Source organism: Acidaminococcus sp. AM33-14BH (genome assembly GCF_003603525.1).
Taxonomy (GTDB): domain Bacteria; phylum Bacillota; class Negativicutes; order Acidaminococcales; family Acidaminococcaceae; genus Acidaminococcus; species Acidaminococcus intestini.
Map to the genome: position 1 here is coordinate 87,438 of NZ_QTNG01000010.1, position 18,532 is coordinate 105,969.

General features: G+C 45.6%; 11 protein-coding genes, 3 tRNA genes, 1 CRISPR repeat array and 1 other annotated feature. All 14 genes read left to right on the plus strand.

The window, feature by feature from the left end:
• Positions 1-248 precede the first annotated feature (248 nt).
• Positions 249-2,807 (plus strand): CRISPR-associated endonuclease Cas3'', encoded by a 2,559-nt coding sequence (locus tag DW817_RS08115; protein WP_021737115.1) that lies wholly within the window; start codon positions 249-251, stop codon positions 2,805-2,807.
• A 13-nt stretch (positions 2,808-2,820) separates the two neighbouring features.
• Positions 2,821-3,597: a type I-C CRISPR-associated protein Cas5c gene (gene cas5c / locus DW817_RS08120; protein WP_021737113.1), complete on the plus strand. Its 777-nt coding sequence runs from the start codon at positions 2,821-2,823 to the stop codon at positions 3,595-3,597.
• Entirely contained in the window at positions 3,563-5,608 is a 2,046-nt protein-coding gene (gene cas8c / locus DW817_RS08125) for a type I-C CRISPR-associated protein Cas8c/Csd1 (RefSeq protein ID WP_021737096.1), read from the plus strand. The genes cas5c and cas8c overlap by 35 nt, the downstream gene beginning before the upstream one ends.
• A 19-nt stretch (positions 5,609-5,627) precedes the next feature.
• Positions 5,628-6,485, plus strand: coding sequence for a type I-C CRISPR-associated protein Cas7/Csd2 (gene cas7c / locus DW817_RS08130; protein WP_120112019.1), 858 nt, complete (start codon positions 5,628-5,630; stop codon positions 6,483-6,485).
• Positions 6,482-7,153 carry a CRISPR-associated protein Cas4 gene (gene cas4, locus DW817_RS08135; RefSeq protein ID WP_021737112.1) on the plus strand — a complete coding sequence of 224 codons (672 nt, stop codon included), beginning with the start codon at positions 6,482-6,484 and terminating at the stop codon, positions 7,151-7,153. Before cas7c ends, cas4 begins: the two co-directional genes overlap by 4 nt.
• Positions 7,150-8,181: a type I-C CRISPR-associated endonuclease Cas1c gene (gene cas1c / locus DW817_RS08140; RefSeq protein ID WP_021737117.1), complete on the plus strand. Its 1,032-nt coding sequence runs from the start codon at positions 7,150-7,152 to the stop codon at positions 8,179-8,181. Before cas4 ends, cas1c begins: the two co-directional genes overlap by 4 nt.
• A gap of 15 nt (positions 8,182-8,196) precedes the next feature.
• Positions 8,197-8,487: a CRISPR-associated endonuclease Cas2 gene (cas2, locus tag DW817_RS08145; RefSeq protein ID WP_021737124.1), complete on the plus strand. Its 291-nt coding sequence runs from the start codon at positions 8,197-8,199 to the stop codon at positions 8,485-8,487.
• A 165-nt stretch (positions 8,488-8,652) separates the two neighbouring features.
• Positions 8,653-11,371: direct repeats of the CRISPR family, unit length 33 nt; unit sequence GTCGCCCCACGCATGTGGGGCGTGGATTGAAGT.
• Between the two features lie 395 nt (positions 11,372-11,766).
• Positions 11,767-12,024 carry a hypothetical protein gene (locus tag DW817_RS08155; RefSeq protein WP_133300528.1) on the plus strand — a complete coding sequence of 86 codons (258 nt, stop codon included), beginning with the start codon at positions 11,767-11,769 and terminating at the stop codon, positions 12,022-12,024.
• Between the two features lie 427 nt (positions 12,025-12,451).
• Positions 12,452-13,240 carry an NYN domain-containing protein gene (locus DW817_RS08160; protein WP_021737077.1) on the plus strand — a complete coding sequence of 263 codons (789 nt, stop codon included), beginning with the start codon at positions 12,452-12,454 and terminating at the stop codon, positions 13,238-13,240.
• 108 nt (positions 13,241-13,348) lie between these two features.
• Positions 13,349-13,425: transfer RNA gene (locus DW817_RS08165), tRNA-Asp, on the plus strand.
• 2 nt (positions 13,426-13,427) lie between these two features.
• Positions 13,428-13,502, plus strand: a tRNA-Gly gene (locus tag DW817_RS08170).
• A 1-nt stretch (position 13,503) separates the two neighbouring features.
• Positions 13,504-13,577: transfer RNA gene (locus DW817_RS08175), tRNA-Trp, on the plus strand.
• Between the two features lie 754 nt (positions 13,578-14,331).
• Positions 14,332-14,525: a binding site (T-box leader), on the plus strand.
• Between the two features lie 36 nt (positions 14,526-14,561).
• Positions 14,562-15,587 (plus strand): phenylalanine--tRNA ligase subunit alpha, encoded by a 1,026-nt coding sequence (gene pheS / locus DW817_RS08180; protein WP_021737090.1) that lies wholly within the window; start codon positions 14,562-14,564, stop codon positions 15,585-15,587.
• Positions 15,588-15,601: 14 nt separating this feature from the next.
• On the plus strand, positions 15,602-18,037 hold the full coding sequence (gene pheT, locus DW817_RS08185; RefSeq protein ID WP_021737073.1) for a phenylalanine--tRNA ligase subunit beta: 2,436 nt from the start codon (positions 15,602-15,604) through the stop codon (positions 18,035-18,037).
• The last annotated feature ends 495 nt before the right edge of the window (positions 18,038-18,532 follow it).

The following is an 18,532-nucleotide window of genomic DNA, read 5'->3' on the forward strand; positions in this document are numbered from 1 at the left end:
ATCTTGAATTAACACGTGCTTTACAAGTTAATGAAATAAAATGACGTTTTTCATGATTTGGTTTATAATTAATAATTATTCCTGAAATTAAAGGTAATTTGTGTCCGTTTTAATGGACTTAAAAAGCTTGATTAAAATAATTGGAGGCGTATAATAGTGATTAGAAATGAATACGGGCAAAAGTCAGTGCGATTTTAAAATTTATAATCAAGAAATGCAATTCTTTTTATATGGAGGGAGGCGGTTTTTTGACTGGAGATTTTTTTTCTCTGCTTGCTCATATCAGCAAAGATGAAGATAGAGAGGTATCACAATATTTAGCGGAACATCTTGTTGATACGGCCCTATATGCCGAAAGTAGGGGAAAAGAATTAGGTGTGGGAAATATTTGTGCCCTTATTGGACTGCTTCACGACGCGGGGAAGAGTCTGAGTGAATTTCAGGAATATATACAGGGAAAAAGAGATTCTGGTGGGGATCATTCGTCCTATGGCGGATACTGTTTATTGACAATCAAGGATCGTTTGGTACAGTCAGCCCAGTTTAAAGATGTCAAAGGATTGGAAGATTATTGCGATTTGTTGACGTATCCTATCCTTGCACATCATGGTCTTTATGATATTTTGGACAATAATTGTTACAGGACTGAATCCCGGATTAGGCATGTAAAATTGCAGCTGGAAAAACAAGTTGATGGGCTTAATTTGGAAGAATGTTTGGATGGATTAAATCAACTATCCAAGAAAGCGTGGGGGAAAAATCTAAGTCAATTGTTTTTGCTTGGTTACAATGAATATAAAGTTTGGAACCAACGAATAAAAGACATTGCTGCAGAAACTTCTCCACAACGTAAGAAAAGTTGCACGGATTTTTTTATGGGGGCAACCGTACGGCTGCTTCTGTCAATCCTTAAAGAAGCAGATATTTATAATTCATCGAACTGGAATCGTCATGATGTTAATCCAATTTTGAAAAAATCCCAGGTTGACATGATTTGGGAGAAAATGCATTCTCGTATAGAAAAGTTGTATGAAGGGTATGCCTCTCATGCTGGTGATTCAACCATCAACAAGGTGCGTTCTGAACTGGCAAATGAAGTCCTTCAATCCGCTAAGAGGACTCCCTATGGATGTTATGTGCTTGATTTACCAGTAGGCGCTGGAAAGACAATGAGTAGTCTGAGGTATGCCGTAGAACATGCGCGTATCCATGGAAATCAAAGAATTTTTTATGTAACAGCCTATCTTTCGGTATTGGAGCAAAATGCGCGTGAAATCCAGGATGTCATAGGAGAAGAACATGTCCTGGAGCATCATTCCAATGTAGTGGAAGATACGCAAGAAATGTCAGAAGAAGAATATTCCTTGAAAAGTTATCTGAGAGATAGTTGGGAAAGTCCTGTCGTCCTAACAACCCTTGTACAGTTTACAAATACGCTTTTCAAGGGAAAGTCATCTAATTTGCGGCGCTTTTGCAAATTTGCCAACAGTGTCATCATTATTGATGAAATACAGTCTCTTCCGATAAAAACAGTCTATTTAATGAATTTAATGACCAATTTCTTGACGCGGTTCATGAATGTTACTGTTATCCATTGTACAGCAACCTTGCCATCGCTTGATAACAAAAACGTTCTTCTATTTCCTTGCTTATATGGTACGAAGCATGCGGAGGCTAAACTGGTCAGTAAAGAATGGAGTCAACATTCGGTATTTTCTCGAGTCAATTTTCATTCTTTGTTAGGCAAGCATTTTTCAGATAGTGTAGATACTTCAGAAATTCTATTGTTCTTGCGTAATCAACTGAGTTTCTACAAAAGTTTTCTCATTATCTTAAATACAAAAAGTGCTGTTGGGACTTTATACAAGGCATTACAAGAAGAATATAGCGACACAGCGGATTTATATTACCTCACGACAAATTTATGCGCTGCTCATCGATTGGAACGGATTGACAACCTTAAACGTGCGTTAAGAGCATTGAGAAAGGGACAGAGAGAAAAACCGTTAATCTGCGTCTCAACTAATTTGATTTCTGCAGGAGTCAATGTAGATTTTGATGTTGTTATAGATTCGGTGACAAGTATTGATGGCGTAATGCAGGCTTCTGGCCGCTGTAATCGAGAAGGGCTAATGAAAAACAAGGGAAACCTATATTTAATTCGTTATGCTCAAGAATCGCTGCAGAATTTAAAAGAAATGGAGGATGAGAGAGAATCCGCGTCCAAAATGCTGCGTAGTGAATTTAATGAAGGCTTTGCTTCAGATGAAACATTTGATCTTGCACCCTATTTACCATCTTATTATGAGAACCTTTACGCCAATGCAGGAGTATACACATTATCCTATCCGCTTGAATTAAAAAACAACCATGACACATTGGTATCTTTATTGGGAAAAAATGAATATGCTGTGGTTGGATACAATGAAGTTCATCATCCCGAACGCTTATTATCTGCTAAAACAAAGAATATGACAGAATTTTTGTTGCGACAGAACTTTAAGACTGCGTCAAAGAATTACGCATTGATTAATGAGAGCGGAAGTACAGTCATTGTTCAATATAAGAATAAGGCACTTATAGATTCTTTATATGAGGCAGTCGAAGAAAAAGATTTTGGGCAATTCAAGGGACTCATAAAAAAATTACAGAGGTATACCGTGAATATCAGAAATAAGAAGGCATATCAAGACGCTTTGGATGAAGAAAATATTCTGAATGAATTTGGGATTTGCATCCTCAATAAAGAGTGTTATGACAATGAGTTGGGCCTTATAAAAGCAAATTCTGGAGATGAAATATTTTAAAGGAGTGACTATCTTGTTTGCATCAAATCCATTCTATATGAAAATTGATGGACCTTATGCTCTTTTTACTGATCCTTTGAACAAAGGGCTAGGAGAAAAAGTAAGCTATATAGTGCCTACCATGCAGGCCCTAAAGGGTATCGTGGAGGCCGTTTATTGGAAACCCACACTGTACTACTTGATTGACGAAGTAAAAGTACTGAAACCGATTCAAACAGAGACAAAAGGAATCCTTCTTCCTATGAATAATGGAAGCAAGGACCTGAGTCATTTTACTTATTTGAGGGACGTGTCTTATGCAATCAAATTCCATTTTGAATGGGCTGAAAACCGACCGGAACTGCAGCAAGATCAAAATGAAATCAAGCATGAACAAATTCTGCTTCGCTCTATGGCAAGAGGGGGACGCCATGATATCTTTCTTGGAACAAGGGAATGTATTGGTACAGTTTCAAGACTCCGAAAAGGTGAATATGAAAAATTATCATCGCCAATTCATGGCACTGTGTCTTTAGGGATTATGTTTCATTCCTTTTCCTACCAAGATTATGCGCTGAATAAGAAGGGAGAAGGAACGCTTTATTCCCAATTTGATTCGATTGTTATGCAAGATGGAACAATCCGTTTTAAGAGACCGGAAGAGTGTGCTATCCAGCATAGATTGAATGAATACAAAGTCAAGCAATTTATGAAAAAAGACATCAAATCTGTCGAAAAAGAATGGGAAGAATATAATAAGGTAGGTGATATAGATAATGAATCTATTCCAAATGCTTCTCAAGACGTATGAATATGCTGAATCGGAAAATTTAGTTGATAGGTTAATAGACCCTAAGATTCCAACCATTATGCCTTTATATCACTCCAATCGCAAAAGTGCAGGCAAGCTTGATATTGTCGAACTAACAATATCTAAAGATGGGAAATACGTTGACGGAAGATTTTTAGATAAGGACGAATATATTGTATTTCCTGTAACTGAAGAATCTGCTGTTCGCACTGCAAATTCTTGCCCTCATCCGCTTTTCGACAATTTTGAGTATGTTGCGGGAACTTTTGTTACATCTCCAAAGAAGCGAAATAAGGATAGAGATAAGCATGAAGATTACTTAGAGAATTTGGAACCATTTATTGAGTATGAGAAGGAGCATCCTAACCCCATTCTTCATGCCATCTTTACTTATGTAAAAAATGGTGATGTGAAAAAAGATGTTCTTGATGTTATTAAGAAAACGACAGATGGAGAGCATTATTCAATCGGTCATTCGGAAGAAAATGGTATTATCGATGAAGATAAAATCTATTGGGATAAAGAAGAGAAGGGAAAAATAAAGCGCTTTGATCTTGCTTTGGACAAGATATTCGTTACCATTCATGTGGAGATACCGGGAATAATAACTAGAAGTCAACTAGCAACGAATCTTCATCAATATTATGTCGATTACGTGGAGCATCAGATTGAAACAAAAACAGATAACGTTGATTTCTGTGATATTTCTGGGGAGAAGCAGTATTGTGTCTTTACTCATAGGGGCATTATTGGAAACGCTAAAGTAATTGGTATAAGCAATCATATTGAGGCTTATCGTGGACGATTTGAAACGGGAGAAGAAATTGTGCATGTTGGCTATAGAACATCTCAAAAGGTTCACAACATGCTAAAGTTTTTAATGGACTCAAAATCCTTTAGTCAATATATAGGGGGCAGCTCCTATGTAATTTCCTGGATGTCGCATGACCTGCTAATGGGTGGGATGCCAATTGCTGCGAGTCAGGTAGAGCCTGAAGATGAGGAAAACGATGAAGACGAAAATGTGGAACTTGAAACTTCTTCCCCAGAAATTATCTTAGGCGCTAATCGCAGCAAAACGATTAATGAATTTCTTTCGGGTCTCAAAACGATGGTGAACGCTGAGGTTGATAGTTATTTCTGCGTACTTATGGTGGAAAAAGTTAATAATGGGCGCATAGCAATAAAATATTTTAGGAGTTTCCATAATTCAGATTTGAAAAAACGCGTTGAATACTGGTTCAATGGTTTAGAGTGGCCTGTATACTCCATGAAAGATGGAAGAATGAAATCTTCAGCTCCTTCCTTATATACGATAACGAATATCCTTATTGGGGACGATTCTGAAAAGGGTATTTCAGTAAAAAAAGAGAGCGTTCGGGTCAATTTGATTGAGCGTTTAATGGAGTGTATGCTCGAAGGAAAAATATTCCCGAGAGACTTGATGCAATTGAGTTTTAAGCGCGTGAAAAACACAGCTACTTTCAGATTTCATCAATCAATTGCTCATCGCACGACATGTAGCTTAATAAAAAAATATAAGACAGATTTAAAAATCCCTGTTGTTGACAAGAAAGGAGAAATCTTTGTAATGGATAATCGCAGTTTTACGTACGGTCGAATTCTTGCTGTTTTTGATCAGCTGGAAAGCTATGCCATGACGGTAAAGAAAAAAGGAGGTAATGGAGAATCTTCTGCCCGTCCTACCAACGCAAATAGACTGTGGACTTCAATGATTCAAAGTCCTCAAAAGACATCGATGGAACTACAAAAGCGAACTGAATATGCTCGTGCATTCCTTTTGAAATCGCACAAAGGCTTTGTTATTCACATGGAACAAGTTCTTTCAGAACTGTTTAGTAAACTTACTGAGCTGACAGATGAAAAAGATAATTTAAATCGGCCTGTTAATGAAGATTTTATTTTAGGTTTTTATTATCAAAAACAACAATTCTTTGCAAAAAAAGTTTTGCAAAGTGAAGATGATAAAGTAGAGAATCAAGAAAACTAATGGAAAAGGAGTCATTATGATGGAAACTTTAAGCAAAAAAATCGATTTCGTTCTATTTTTCTCTGTAAAAAATGCCAATCCGAATGGGGATCCACTTCTTGAAAATATGCCGAGAACGGACTATGAAGGATTCGGAGAGGTTTCTGATGTATGCATCAAGAGAAAAGATCGGAATAGACTTCAAGATGCGGGATATGAAATTTTTGTCCAGGCAAATGATCGTAACCAAGATGGATTTAAATCGTTGGAAGAGCGATTCAACCATCAGTTTACGACTAAAAATACGGCTGAAGAAATCAGGGAACAAGCTTGTCAAAAATGGATTGACATTCGCAGCTTTGGTCAGGTGATTACCTATCAAAAACGGTCTATTGGCATCCGGGGACCTGTATCTATTAGCTTGGGACGGAGCCTGGATCCAGTAACAGCTGTAACAATGCAAATCACGAGGAGTACCAACGGAATGCGGGCAACCAAAGAAGGCGGAAGATCCAGCGATACAATGGGGTCTAAAAACCTCATCAAGTTTGGCGTATATAAAGTGTGCGGCAGTATGAATTGCTACTTCTCCGAGAAAACAGGTTTTAATGATGAAGATGCCAATGCCATTAAGGAAGCGCTCCTCTCCTTATTTGAAAATGATCTTTCAAGTGCCCGTCCTGAAGGCAGTATGAATGTTGAAAAGATTTATTGGTTTACCCATCCTGACAAGCTTGGTGTCGCATCTTCGGCTAAAATACACGATTTAGTTAAGTCCAAGAAGCGTGTTGAAGGAGAAGCAAGGAGCTTCACTGATTATATAGTATCGGTTGATGCAGATAGGATGGCATCGTATAAGGCTAAAGGATTACAGTTGGAAATCCTTGAAGGAAAATGAAATCCTCATTAAAGATAGTGAATGAAACTGAATACCTGCAACTAGCAGGTATTCAGCACTTCATCTATTGCAGACGTCAATGGGGACTTATTCATCTTGAACAGCAGTGGTCTGAGAATTACTTTACGGCAGATGGAAAAGTTAAACATGACAAGGTAGATTGTGGCCCAATTGATGAGAAAATTGGGAGAAAGCGAGTGCTGAGATCGCTCCATATCGTCTCTCATCAACTTCGAATTCAAGGGAAATGTGATGTTGTAGAACTTATCGAAAATCCTGAAGGAGATTATTTCAGTAAGTATGATGCAAATTATCGCGTTCAACCCGTTGAATATAAAAGGGGTAAAGAAAAAGAAGATGAGAGCGATATCATGCAGTTGGCAGCCCAGAGCATATGCTTGGAAGAAATGATGGGTGTGAAGATTACCCAAGGGTATGTTTACTATTTTGAGACTCGTCATAGACTTCTTGTTCCCATAACTGAAGAAGTAAAGATGCGTGTAAAAGAAATTGTTTTAGAGATGAACCGATATTATCAACAGGCGTATGTCCCGCGGGTGCGAAAAACTAGCAAATGTAAAGCTTGTTCTCTTCATGATATCTGCATGCCAGAAATTGGTGTATCACGGTCAGCGATAGATTATATACGGGAAGTGATAGAAGAGTGAAGGTGCTCAAAAATACATTGTATGTCACTTCGCCTGATGTATATGTTGGAAAGCAGGGTGAAACAATTGTTGTAAAGAAAGACAAGGCCATATTAGGTCGTGTCCCGCTTCATAATCTTGAAAATGTTGTTCTTTTTAACTATGTTGGAATGAGCCCGGCACTTCTCGAAGAATGTCATGGTATGGGGGTGAGTGTTGCTTATCTCACTCCAAATGGTAGGCTAATTGGTCGCTTTCAGGGATCGAGTAAGGGCAATATACTGCTGAGACGTGTTCAGTATCGTATCTCTGATGACCCAGAAGCATCGTGCAATATCGCCAGAAACATGATTCTTGCTAAGATTTATAATCAGAAGTGGATAATGGAACGGTATATCCGGCAATACGAATCACGCATAGATACGAAGCATCTGGAAATTGAATCAAAACAGCTTGGTGTATTTCTTTCAAGAGTTAAAGAATGTCGTAGCTTGGATGAACTGCGAGGAATTGAAGGCATTGCCCAAGAAAGATATTTTTCTTGTTTTGATGAAATGATTTTAAATCAAAAGAAGGAGTTCATTTTTGGAACTCGTTCTAGACGACCTCCCATGACACGGGTGAATGCTTTGCTGTCATTTTATTACAGTGTAATGGGAAATGATCTTGCCAGTGCGCTAGAAACTGTCGGACTTGATTCTTATGCAGGGTTCATGCATGTCGATCGACCAGGAAGGATTTCCCTTGCTTTAGATATGCTGGAGGAGTTCAGAGGCTGTGTTGTAGATCGATTTGTTTTGTCCTTGATCAACCAACGGATAGTCAATGCCAAAGATTTTGTTATTGAATCCAGTGGTGCAGTCGTGCTGACCGAAATGGGAAGAAAGAAGACTTTGATAAAGTGGCGTGAGCGAAAAAATGAAGTAATTACGCATCCTTTCCTTAATGAGAAGATTGCCTGGGGACTTGTGCCTTATGTGCAGGCTAATTTATTGGCTCGGTATTTGCGGGGAGACCTAGATGCTTATCCACCCTTTTTTTGGAAATAAAAAGGAGCGTGTGTTGTGTATGTTTTAATTACCTACGATATCTCTACAGAGACAGAAGCGGGGAAACGGCGCTTGAGGCGGGTGGCAAAAGCTTGTGTCAATAAAGGCCAAAGAGTGCAGAATTCAGTCTTTGAATGCAAATTGGATGAAGCGGAGCTTGTGCTTTTAAAAAATGAACTACGAAGTATCCTGGATGCTGAGAAGGATAGCATTCGTTTCTATAGACTTAGTAAGAATTATAAAAGTAAAATAGAAACGATGGGTGTCAACAATGGGTATGATATAGACGGTGCAATCATCATTTAATGTGCACCAGTAAAATGATGCGAATCTCCGGTAATTTGAATTCTACTAACGGTTTCGCACTTTAGATTTCTTATCATATAAAATATTGCTTATGGAAATAATCGATTTTATAAGGTAAAATGATAAGAAGTGCTGGATATTGTGAAAATTACACAATATGTAGCTGTCGCCCCACGCATGTGGGGCGTGGATTGAAGTGCGTGATGTGCGAAAATCTCTTGAAGCGCTATCCGTCGCCCCACGCATGTGGGGCGTGGATTGAAGTTTGAAAGTATATGTTATTATATAGACAACAAAAGGTCGCCCCACGCATATGGGGCGTGGATTGAAGTCAAAAAACGAACCAAAACAAATGTACCCATTTTGGTCGCCCCACGCATGTGGGGCGTGGATTGAAGTCAAAGCCGGGAGATAGTCCGTGAAGACAACCTGCTGTCGCCCCACGCATGTGGGGCGTGGATTGAAGTAGGATGGCCTTGACTGCAAGTTTGTAGAGAAAGGTCGCCCCACGCATGTGGGGCGTGGATTGAAGTCCGCATTTGCCCATACTCATCAAGGACGGCCCCGTCGCCCCACGCATGTGGGGCGTGGATTGAAGTGCTGAGGCCTGTGGAACGACTGGGGGCTGAGCGGGGTCGCCCCACGCATGTGGGGCGTGGATTGAAGTACGCTTGTCAGACGCGGGCACGAGCGTAGGCTTGTCGCCCCACGCATGTGGGGCGTGGATTGAAGTTCGTCCCCCAAAATAGTCCAGTCATCGTTTATATGTCGCCCCACGCATGTGGGGCGTGGATTGAAGTCAGGCTGCCAAAGTACTGCAGCGCCTCCCGGTCACGTCGCCCCACGCATGTGGGGCGTGGATTGAAGTTACAAATGGAAGCGAACATTGCCGCAGTTTGCGGTCGCCCCACGCATGTGGGGCGTGGATTGAAGTCAGCCTCGTTCCTTGGCCATCATGGTGATGGTGGCGTCGCCCCACGCATGTGGGGCGTGGATTGAAGTCACGTCGACTACTACGATATCGGCCTGAGCCTTGGTCGCCCCACGCATGTGGGGCGTGGAGTGAAGTATGGGGATGCGCTTGAGCTACTTAGACAGCTTGAGGTCGCCCCACGCATGTGGGGCGTGGATTGAAGTTTGCGACGTTGGCGTCCTCGTTGCAACAATAGTCGTCGCCCCACGCATGTGGGGCGTGGATTGAAGTATTTTCACGACTCGTTCCCGAGAACTAAGTTTTCGTCGCCCCACGCATGTGGGGCGTGGATTGAAGTTAGCTGTCATGGGCGTTGCCATGAAAGTCCCGAGTCGCCCCACGCATGTGGGGCGTGGATTGAAGTCGGTATAGTTTTTTCCCATAAAACCGCCCAAAAGGTCGCCCCACGCATGTGGGGCGTGGATTGAAGTCGCCGCTCTATCAAAATCAATATTTTTACGGAGATAGTCGCCCCACGCATGTGGGGCGTGGATTGAAGTCGGATGATATGATGGCTGAAATTAAATATCCATAGTCGCCCCACGCATGTGGGGCGTGGATTGAAGTTTTGCTGGTCGGTTGATATTTTGCTGGCACGCTAGTCGCCCCACGCATGTGGGGCGTGGATTGAAGTACAATCACTGAAGCCCTTGAAAATTGGCGCGCTGGTCGCCCCACGCATGTGGGGCGTGGATTGAAGTGTATTCGTCCGCCGTGACAGTTCGGTCAAGGGGGAGTCGCCCCACGCATGTGGGGCGTGGATTGAAGTAGCGTGCCCGGCCCTAAGTGATATCGGGCTGGGTGTCGCCCCACGCATGTGGGGCGTGGATTGAAGTTTTAACGTCATTTTCAAGATATATTGCATTGCGGTCGCCCCACGCATGTGGGGCGTGGATTGAAGTGATTAGAGGGCGGATGCGATGGTGAATTGGAATAGTGTCGCCCCACGCATGTGGGGCGTGGATTGAAGTATCGGTTGCCTTTGCCGGGCTGAAAATATCAAAGGTCGCCCCACGCATGTGGGGCGTGGATTGAAGTAGCGTGCCCGGCCCTAAGTGATATCGGGCTGGGTGTCGCCCCACGCATGTGGGGCGTGGATTGAAGTTTAGTGCTTAGCGGCGTAGGCGCGCCAGAAACTGGTCGCCCCACGCATGTGGGGCGTGGATTGAAGTCAATTTTTTAAAGCGTTATCAATAATTTTCATGGCGTCGCCCCACGCATGTGGGGCGTGGATTGAAGTGCAAAAAGCCAGGAAGCCATCTGGCTGATTGCAGTCGCCCCACGCATGTGGGACGTGGATTGAAGTAGCACGTTTCCGGTCGCTGATTGCGGCTTTAACGGTCGCCCCACGCATGTGGGGCGTGGATTGAAGTACAGACTGACCACAAAGTGTCTCCCGTGTAGACAGTCGCCCCACGCATGTGGGGCGTGGATTGAAGTTTTTTGCGCCTGGCCTTACGCTCCTGAGTGCCACGTCGCCCCACGCATGTGGGGCGTGGATTGAAGTAAAGCGATGGAGGACTGAACATGAACAACACACAGTCGCCCCACGCATGTGGGGCGTGGATTGAAGTTTGTCTATGCTCCGCCAACCTCCGTGGTATAGACTGTCGCCCCACGCATGTGGGGCGTGGATTGAAGGCCGGTCAGCAAGTGCCGGACGGATAATCTCAGACGTCGCCCCACGCATGTGGGGCGTGGATTGAAGGAAGAAACTCTATGATATGATATAGACAACAAAAGGTCGCCCCACGCATATGGGGCGTGGATTGAAGTCTGCTCAGGGATAACGGTCGTCTCCATTGGCTCGCGTCGCCCCACGCATGTGGGGCGTGGATTGAAGTCGCCCCTGCTCCGCATAATCCCGTCAGTCCAAAAGTCGCCCCATGCACGTGGGGCGTGGATTGAAGTAATGTGAACGGTTGATATTATCTTGAAAGCGGGACGGTGTTTTTGATAACGAAGGTTGAAAAAGATACAAATTCAAGCAAGATATACATTGACCTTGAAGTTGCTGATAGCCAAAAATAAGGGAGGACGTCTATGAAGAAAGAGAATCTCAGCCGTTATGATAGCGAAGTATGGAGCGACAACTCCAAAAATTGCGAGCAATGCAAAGACTGTATTTTTACGACGATAGAGGAATACCAAAAATGTACTTGCGAGATATACACTGATATGTATGATGACCCAAAACCCAATGACGTTATATTCAAAGGAATTCCGTGCAAGTATTATCAGCGTTGCGAGTATTCCCCGCGCACGCGGGGATGAACCCGCCACCAGCGTCGAATTTCAGGCGGCGTATGGGCATTCCACGCGCATGCGGGGATGAACCTAAAGAGGTGATCATCATGGGGTCTAATTCAAAAATTACGGCTTTACTTGGTTTGTTGATGGCACTTCCCATCACACTTTTTTGGACGGGCGTATCTGGAATTGGCATCACACTCGTTTGTCTTGTGATTTTCCGTTCAGAATACTTCTTACAAGCAACACTTCTTTTTACCACACTCTTTTTTATCGTTCTAAACGTCAACGGCTGGCGTGAATTACGAAGGTAGGCTGCTTACAAGCTAACTACTCCATAAGCATTCTCCGCGCATGCGGGGATGACCCCTTCGTCCGAGCAACAATCGCAGCCGGATCAACGTATTCCCCGCGCATGCAGGGGTGTCCCTTGTACTAAACCTAGACTTAGCAGCGAACTCCTGTATTCCCCGCAGCTGCGGGGTTGTTCTTTTTGAGAAATGTATGAAAACTTAATGAAGAAAAAGTAAAAATTGGCTGCACTTTGGAAATTTAATTCAACTTCCATCCAGGCCAGATTAGATTGTCTCCTTTCAGCTGTGGTCTCCCACTTATTTAGTCTATGATACGATTTGGGCGCTGAGCATCTACCTAAACACTCCCTCTCCCTTTCTTATCTCCTATAAATCCTGTATAATAAGACTATCCACAACGAACCATCCACATAAGGAGCTTTTTACTATGGAACAAGATAAAAAATTTGCACTGCTCATTGATGCAGAAAATATTTCTCCGCAATATATCGATATCATCCTTTCAGAAGCAAACAATCTGGGGAATGTCATCTATAAACGCATTTATGGTAACTGGACAAGTCCGCAGATGGGGAGCTGGAAGTCGACCATTCTCGATAACGCAATCCAGCCAGTACAGCAATACAGCAACACAAGCGGCAAAAATTCAAGTGATTCGGCCCTCATCATTGATACGATGGATCTGCTTTACCGGACCCAACTTGATGGATTCTGCATTGTCTCATCAGACAGCGACTTTACGCGCCTGGCATCCCGCCTGCGTGAATCGGATAAGTACGTCTTAGGGATGGGGGAGAGCAAGACACCGCGCTCCTTTATCTCCGCTTGCAATCGATTCCTGTATCTTGACGTCCTTTATGCGGAATCAAAACGGGAAGATATGCCTGAATCCGAACAAACAGCGCTCCAGGAAGAACCTGCTGGGCAAAAAAATCATGTAAAACCCAGCAAAGCGGTCCAGGAAGGTAATAAAAAAGTGCGGGCCATCCGCAGTGCCCTGATCAAACTTACCGATGAGAATTCCAATGATAATGGTTGGATCAGTTCAAGTTATTTGGGTAATCTCGTCATTCGCCAATATCCGGACTTTGACGTGCGTGTTTATGGATATAAGAAATTCCTTGACTTCATCCGTTCCCTTAATATCTTTGAAATCCATTCAACAAGCAACCCGAAGAACATGACGGCAAAGACCTATTATTTCCGTTTGAAATAGAGGAGAAAGGCTGAAAGGTTTCCATGCCTGATGCGAAAAGTTTTTTAAAAAGGTGCTTGCCAAGTATTAAAAACTATGGTATCATCTATATCTGTCAGGTGACTGATTGGCCCAGTAGTTCAGTTGGTTAGAATGCCGCCCTGTCACGGCGGAGATCGTCGGTTCGAGTCCGTCCTGGGTCGCCAATGCGGAAGTAGCTCAGTGGTAGAGCATCACCTTGCCAAGGTGGGGGTCGCGAGTTCGAATCTCGTTTTCCGCTCCATAGGAGTATAGTTCAATGGTAGAGCAACGGTCTCCAAAACCGTGGATCTGGGTTCGAATCCTAGTACTCCTGCCAGAGAATTTTGAAAGACATGCTGCATAGCGGCATGTCTTTTTCGTTATGATTCCTTATTTGTAATGGTACACGATGATGTGAGATTATAAAATCCGCATTTAATACCGATAATAAGGCGCGCCCCAAACCGCCCTTCGGGCGGGGACTGAATAAATTTTTCGATAACACGGTTCTACGGACTGCTAAGCACAGCAGACTGTGCTTACAGGCAGCCTCGAACTAGCGAAAAGTGTTCCCCGCTACTGCTTATGCGGAGACGTCGGGGGAAAAACGCCTCTTTTCATCCACTACCCACTCCCGCAAGCAAGCTCGCTGGATACAATCCTGCTAAGAAAGACTGTTTGCAACATCATCGTACACAAAAGCCGTTCCGTTACTTTTGCATCCGCCAGATTCTAACTTAGGCGGATGTAAGGGATAATCCGACTCGCACTCTGCGGTTTCACCTTGGAGCACCGGCTTTGCCGGCAGAGGAAACTCTGACTGCTCCTATCGTCGCTGCCCTATGAGTAAGTTCGCTGCACGAATTTACTCAGAAAGACGGTGATATTTTTTTGGCGACAGTGAAATGAGAGTGTGGTACGCAGCTTCGTATGAATCGTCATGCTGCCATTGCATTCATAATCATAAGAAGCAAGCAATGGAGGCACGTTGCTCTGGATAATCGGCACGATTTGTGCACCGAGGTTCTTCATAGCTGGCCGCCCCTTGCCTTCCTCCTCCCATAATGCTATAATACTTCTATTAATTCCATACTTATGTGATGAACAAGAGAGTACCTTTTGGCTGGTGTCCCAGAGAGCGCAGGCAAGGTGGGAGCTGCGCACAGAAGCGAGAGGGAAGTTCACTTGGGAGCATCCGTCCTGAACAGAGTAGGGATGGCGCAGGCTGCGTTACGGCCGCAATGAAGTACAAATTAGGGTGGTACCGCGAACCTTCGCCCCTTTTCCGGGGTGGAGGTCATTTTTTTTAGGAGGCGTTGGTATGTACGACAAACTGGAGGAACTGCGGGAAAAGATCCGCAAGGACTTAGGCGAAGTCAAATGTGTGGATGACTTGAAGAACATCCGTGTGCAGTATTTGGGCAAAAAAGGCGCCCTGACCGAAATCCTGCGCGGTCTCGGCAGTGTAGCCGCCGAAGAACGTCCAAAAGTGGGCAAAATGGTGAATGAAGTGCGCAGCAAGGTGGAAGCCCGCATTGCTGACCAAATGAAACTGCTTGAAGCCCGCCAGCTTGAAGAAAAAATGGCGTCTGAAAAGATTGACGTGACCTTGCCGGGCCGCAAGGCAGCCGAAGGGCATCTGCATCCTGTGACGCTCACCCTGCGTGAGATCAAAAAGGTCTTCATGCGCATGGGGTTTGAAGTCGCCGAAGGTCCTGAAATTGAAAATGACTATTTTAACTTTGAGGCACTGAACCTGCCTAAGGATCATCCGGCCCGCGACATGCAGGACACGTTCTATCTGACCGATGAATTCCTCATGCGGACCCAGACCTCTCCTGTACAGGCTCGTACCATGCAGTCCCGTACGCCCAACAGCCCCATCCGCATGATCTGCCCGGGCACGGTGTACCGCAATGACTATGACGCAACCCATTCCCCCATGTTCCACCAGGTCGAAGGCCTTGTCGTCGATAAAAATATCAGCCTGGCCGACCTCAAAGGGACGCTGGAACTCTTCTGCAAAGAAATGTTTGGCTCTTCCGTCAAGATTCGTCTCCGTCCGAGCTTCTTCCCCTTTACGGAACCGTCCGCCGAAGTCGACATCAGCTGCGTCATCTGCGGCGGCAAAGGCTGCCGCGTCTGCAAGAACTCCGGCTGGCTCGAAATCCTCGGAGCCGGTATGGTGCATCCCAACGTCCTGCGCATGAGCGGCTATGACCCTGAAAAGGTCAGCGGGTTTGCTTTCGGGATGGGCGTCGAACGAATTGCCATGCTCCGTTATGGTATCGATGACCTGCGCCTGTTCTTTGAAAATGACCTGCGTTTCATTCGTCAGTTTAAATAAGGGGGCCGCTTGTTATGTTAGCTTCAATCAATTGGCTGAAAAAATATGTAGAGATTCCGGTTACGCCGGAAGTTCTTGCTGATAAACTTACCCGCGTCGGGCTCGAAGTGGAGCAGGTCCTTTACCTGGGTGAAGGCATCGAAGGCGTCATTACGGGCAAAGTCGTGACTATTGAGCGTCATCCTGATTCCGATCATCTTTGGGTTTGCCAAATGGACCTCGGAAAAGGAGATACGGTTCAGATCCTGACAGGTGCCCAGAACGTCCATCAAGGGGATGTAGTCCCTGTAGCTCAGGTCGGTTCCCATTTGCCGAACGGCATGGAACTCAAACCCGTGAAGATGCGCGGCCTTGATTCCAACGGCATGCTCTGCAGCGCGGGAGAACTGGGCATCGACGCCAAACTGCTTCTTCCCGAGCAGCGCGACGGCATCTTTATTCTCCCTGCTGATACACCTATTGGGGCCGATATCAAAGCCGTCCTTGGTCTTGATGATGTCGTCCTTGATATTGACCTTACGGCAAACCGCGGTGACTGCTTCAACATGCTGGGTCTTGCCCGCGAATGTGCCGCCGTCCTCGGAACGAAACTGAATTTACCGGACTATGCACCGGAAAGTGGGGAAGGAACCCCTGCGAGTGACCGTGCCACCGTCGATATTGTCGCCACCGACGTATGCAGCCGCTTTGGCCTGCGCATGATTGAAAACCTTGAAATCAAGGAATCGCCTGAATGGATGCAAAAGCTTCTCCGCGCTGTCAATATCCGCCCCATCAATAACGTTGTCGACGTCACAAACTACGTCATGATGGAACTGGGCCAGCCTATGCACGCTTACGACTATGACAAAGTGGCCGGCCATCATTGGGTCGTCCGCCGCGCTCATGAAGGCGAACACCTAAAGACCCTTGATGGTCAGGACCGCGCCCTTTCGCCGGAAATGATCGTCATTGGTGATGATGAAAAAGGCATTGGCCTTGGCGGCATCATGGGCGGCTTTGAAACGGAAGTAACGGGCGCCACAAAGACGGTCATGCTCGAAGCGGCCACCTTTAACGGCCCGACCATCCGCCGGACCTCAAAAGCCCTGGGCCTTCGCAGCGAAGCGTCCCAGCGCTTTGAACGCGGTGTCGATACCATCTTGAACCATAACGCCCTGAACCGCGCCATCTATCTCCTTGAAGAAATTGGCGCCGGCAAAGCCGTTCCCGGTGTGGCTGAATGTTACCCCGTACCGGAAAAACCGGTGGAAATCAAAGCGGCTCCGACGAAACTGGCCGCCCGCATTGGCTGCGACATCGACGCGGCAACCATGAAAGCCATCCTCGAAAACCTAGACTTTACTGTCGAGGAAAAAGGCGAGGACAGCTGGGTTGTCACCGTACCGACCTGGCGCAAGGACTGCGACTGCAGTGCCGATCTCAGTGAAGAAGTGGCCCGTATGTATGGCTATGACAAGATTGAATCGAAGACGCCGGAACTCATTATGGCCCGTGGCGGTCAGGCCCCCATTGAAGATGTGAAGGACATGATCCGCGACACCCTGACCGGCATTGGCCTTGATGAAGTCATGACCTACAGCTTCTATAACGCCCAGGTCTTTGATAATCTCGGACTTCCGGCTGATGACAGCCGCCGCAAGGCCCTACAGATCATCAACCCCATCAGTGATGATTTCCGCACCATCCGGACCACACTGACGCCGTGCCTGCTTTCCACCGTTGCGTATAACCAGGCCCGTCAGAGCGAACGGACAGCCATCTTTGAAGTGGGCCGCGTCTTCATTCCGAAAACCCTGCCGCTTACGGACTTCCCAGAAGAAAAGATGGTCCTTGCCATTGCCATGAGCGGCAAACGCAACCCCCTTTCTTGGAATACGGCTAAAGACGCCATCGACTTCTATGACATCAAAGGCGCCCTTGAAGAAGTCATGGACAGCCTCCAAGTGAAAGGCCTCTCCTATGGACCGACGAAGGAAGTTTTCCTCCATCCTGGAAAGAGCTGCGCCATCAGCTATGAAGGGAAAGTCATCGGCTTCATGGGAGCCATCCATCCGACCGTTCAGGACCGCTTTGGCCTCAGTGCGGAAACCTACGTTCTCGAAGTGGAGATTGCACCTTTCGTCAAGAGTGCTGAACAGATTCCACAGTTCGAACACGTCCCGCAATTCCCGAGCGTTTCCCGTGATATCGCCGTCGTTGTAAAAGCGGGTGTCTCCGCAAGCGACCTTGAAGCCGAAATCCGCAAAGAAGGCGGTGCCCTCCTCGTAGACGTCCGCATCTTCGATGTCTATACGGGCAAACAGGTTAAATCTGGCTATAAATCTGTCGCCTTTAACCTCACCTTCCAGGATGTTACCCGCACCCTCCAGGATAAAGACGTCGACGACGTCATCAAACAGATCGTTGCCAACGTCCAGGATAAGTTCGGCGGGATGCTGAGAGATTAAGTTCATATTTTAGTCGGAGCAGCCATTGCTTCGATTTGATGTAACACGTGAGCCCATTGCTTTCGGAAAGATAACTCCGAAGCAATGGGCTCATAGCGTATTGTAGGACGGAAAGCCTCACGGTTGAGGGTAGGGGAAAGGGCTGTCAAGCTGTCTATTCGGTCTAGTGCGTTGGTTGTTCTACAGCTCTTTTGATCGGAGAGAAGGTTGTCGAGCTATTATATCCATCCTGTGGGCCGAATGGCTGTCTCGATCCTGCGGATCTGGCTGTCAAGCAAAAGAACGTGACGCACGGCGTTAACAGGTCGAGTCTTTGCCTTACGGTCTTTGCCTTCGTGTTTCGCCTCAGAGACGGCGAAAGCCGTTCCGCCCTGGCGGGGCGGATCGATTTTGGAGAAATCGAGCTCAGAGATAAAAGACCGGACAGGGTGCCTCTCCTCGAAGATTGCTCGTTTCGACTTTTAAGGACAAAACTATTTTCTGCTGCCAAGGATT

Bases quoted from the DNA above. Each gene is read 5' to 3' on its own strand.
- cas7c (WP_120112019.1), top strand. From the start codon at position 5,628: ATGGAAACTTTAAGCAAAAAAATCGATTTCGTTCTATTTTTCTCTGTA.
- DW817_RS08155 (WP_133300528.1), top strand. From the start codon at position 11,767: ATGGGCATTCCACGCGCATGCGGGGATGAACCTAAAGAGGTGATCATC.
- cas4 (WP_021737112.1), top strand. From the start codon at position 6,482: ATGAAATCCTCATTAAAGATAGTGAATGAAACTGAATACCTGCAACTA.
- DW817_RS08160 (WP_021737077.1), top strand. From the start codon at position 12,452: ATGGAACAAGATAAAAAATTTGCACTGCTCATTGATGCAGAAAATATT.
- pheS (WP_021737090.1), top strand. From the start codon at position 14,562: ATGTACGACAAACTGGAGGAACTGCGGGAAAAGATCCGCAAGGACTTA.
- cas8c (WP_021737096.1), top strand. From the start codon at position 3,563: ATGAATCTATTCCAAATGCTTCTCAAGACGTATGAATATGCTGAATCG.
- pheT (WP_021737073.1), top strand. From the start codon at position 15,602: ATGTTAGCTTCAATCAATTGGCTGAAAAAATATGTAGAGATTCCGGTT.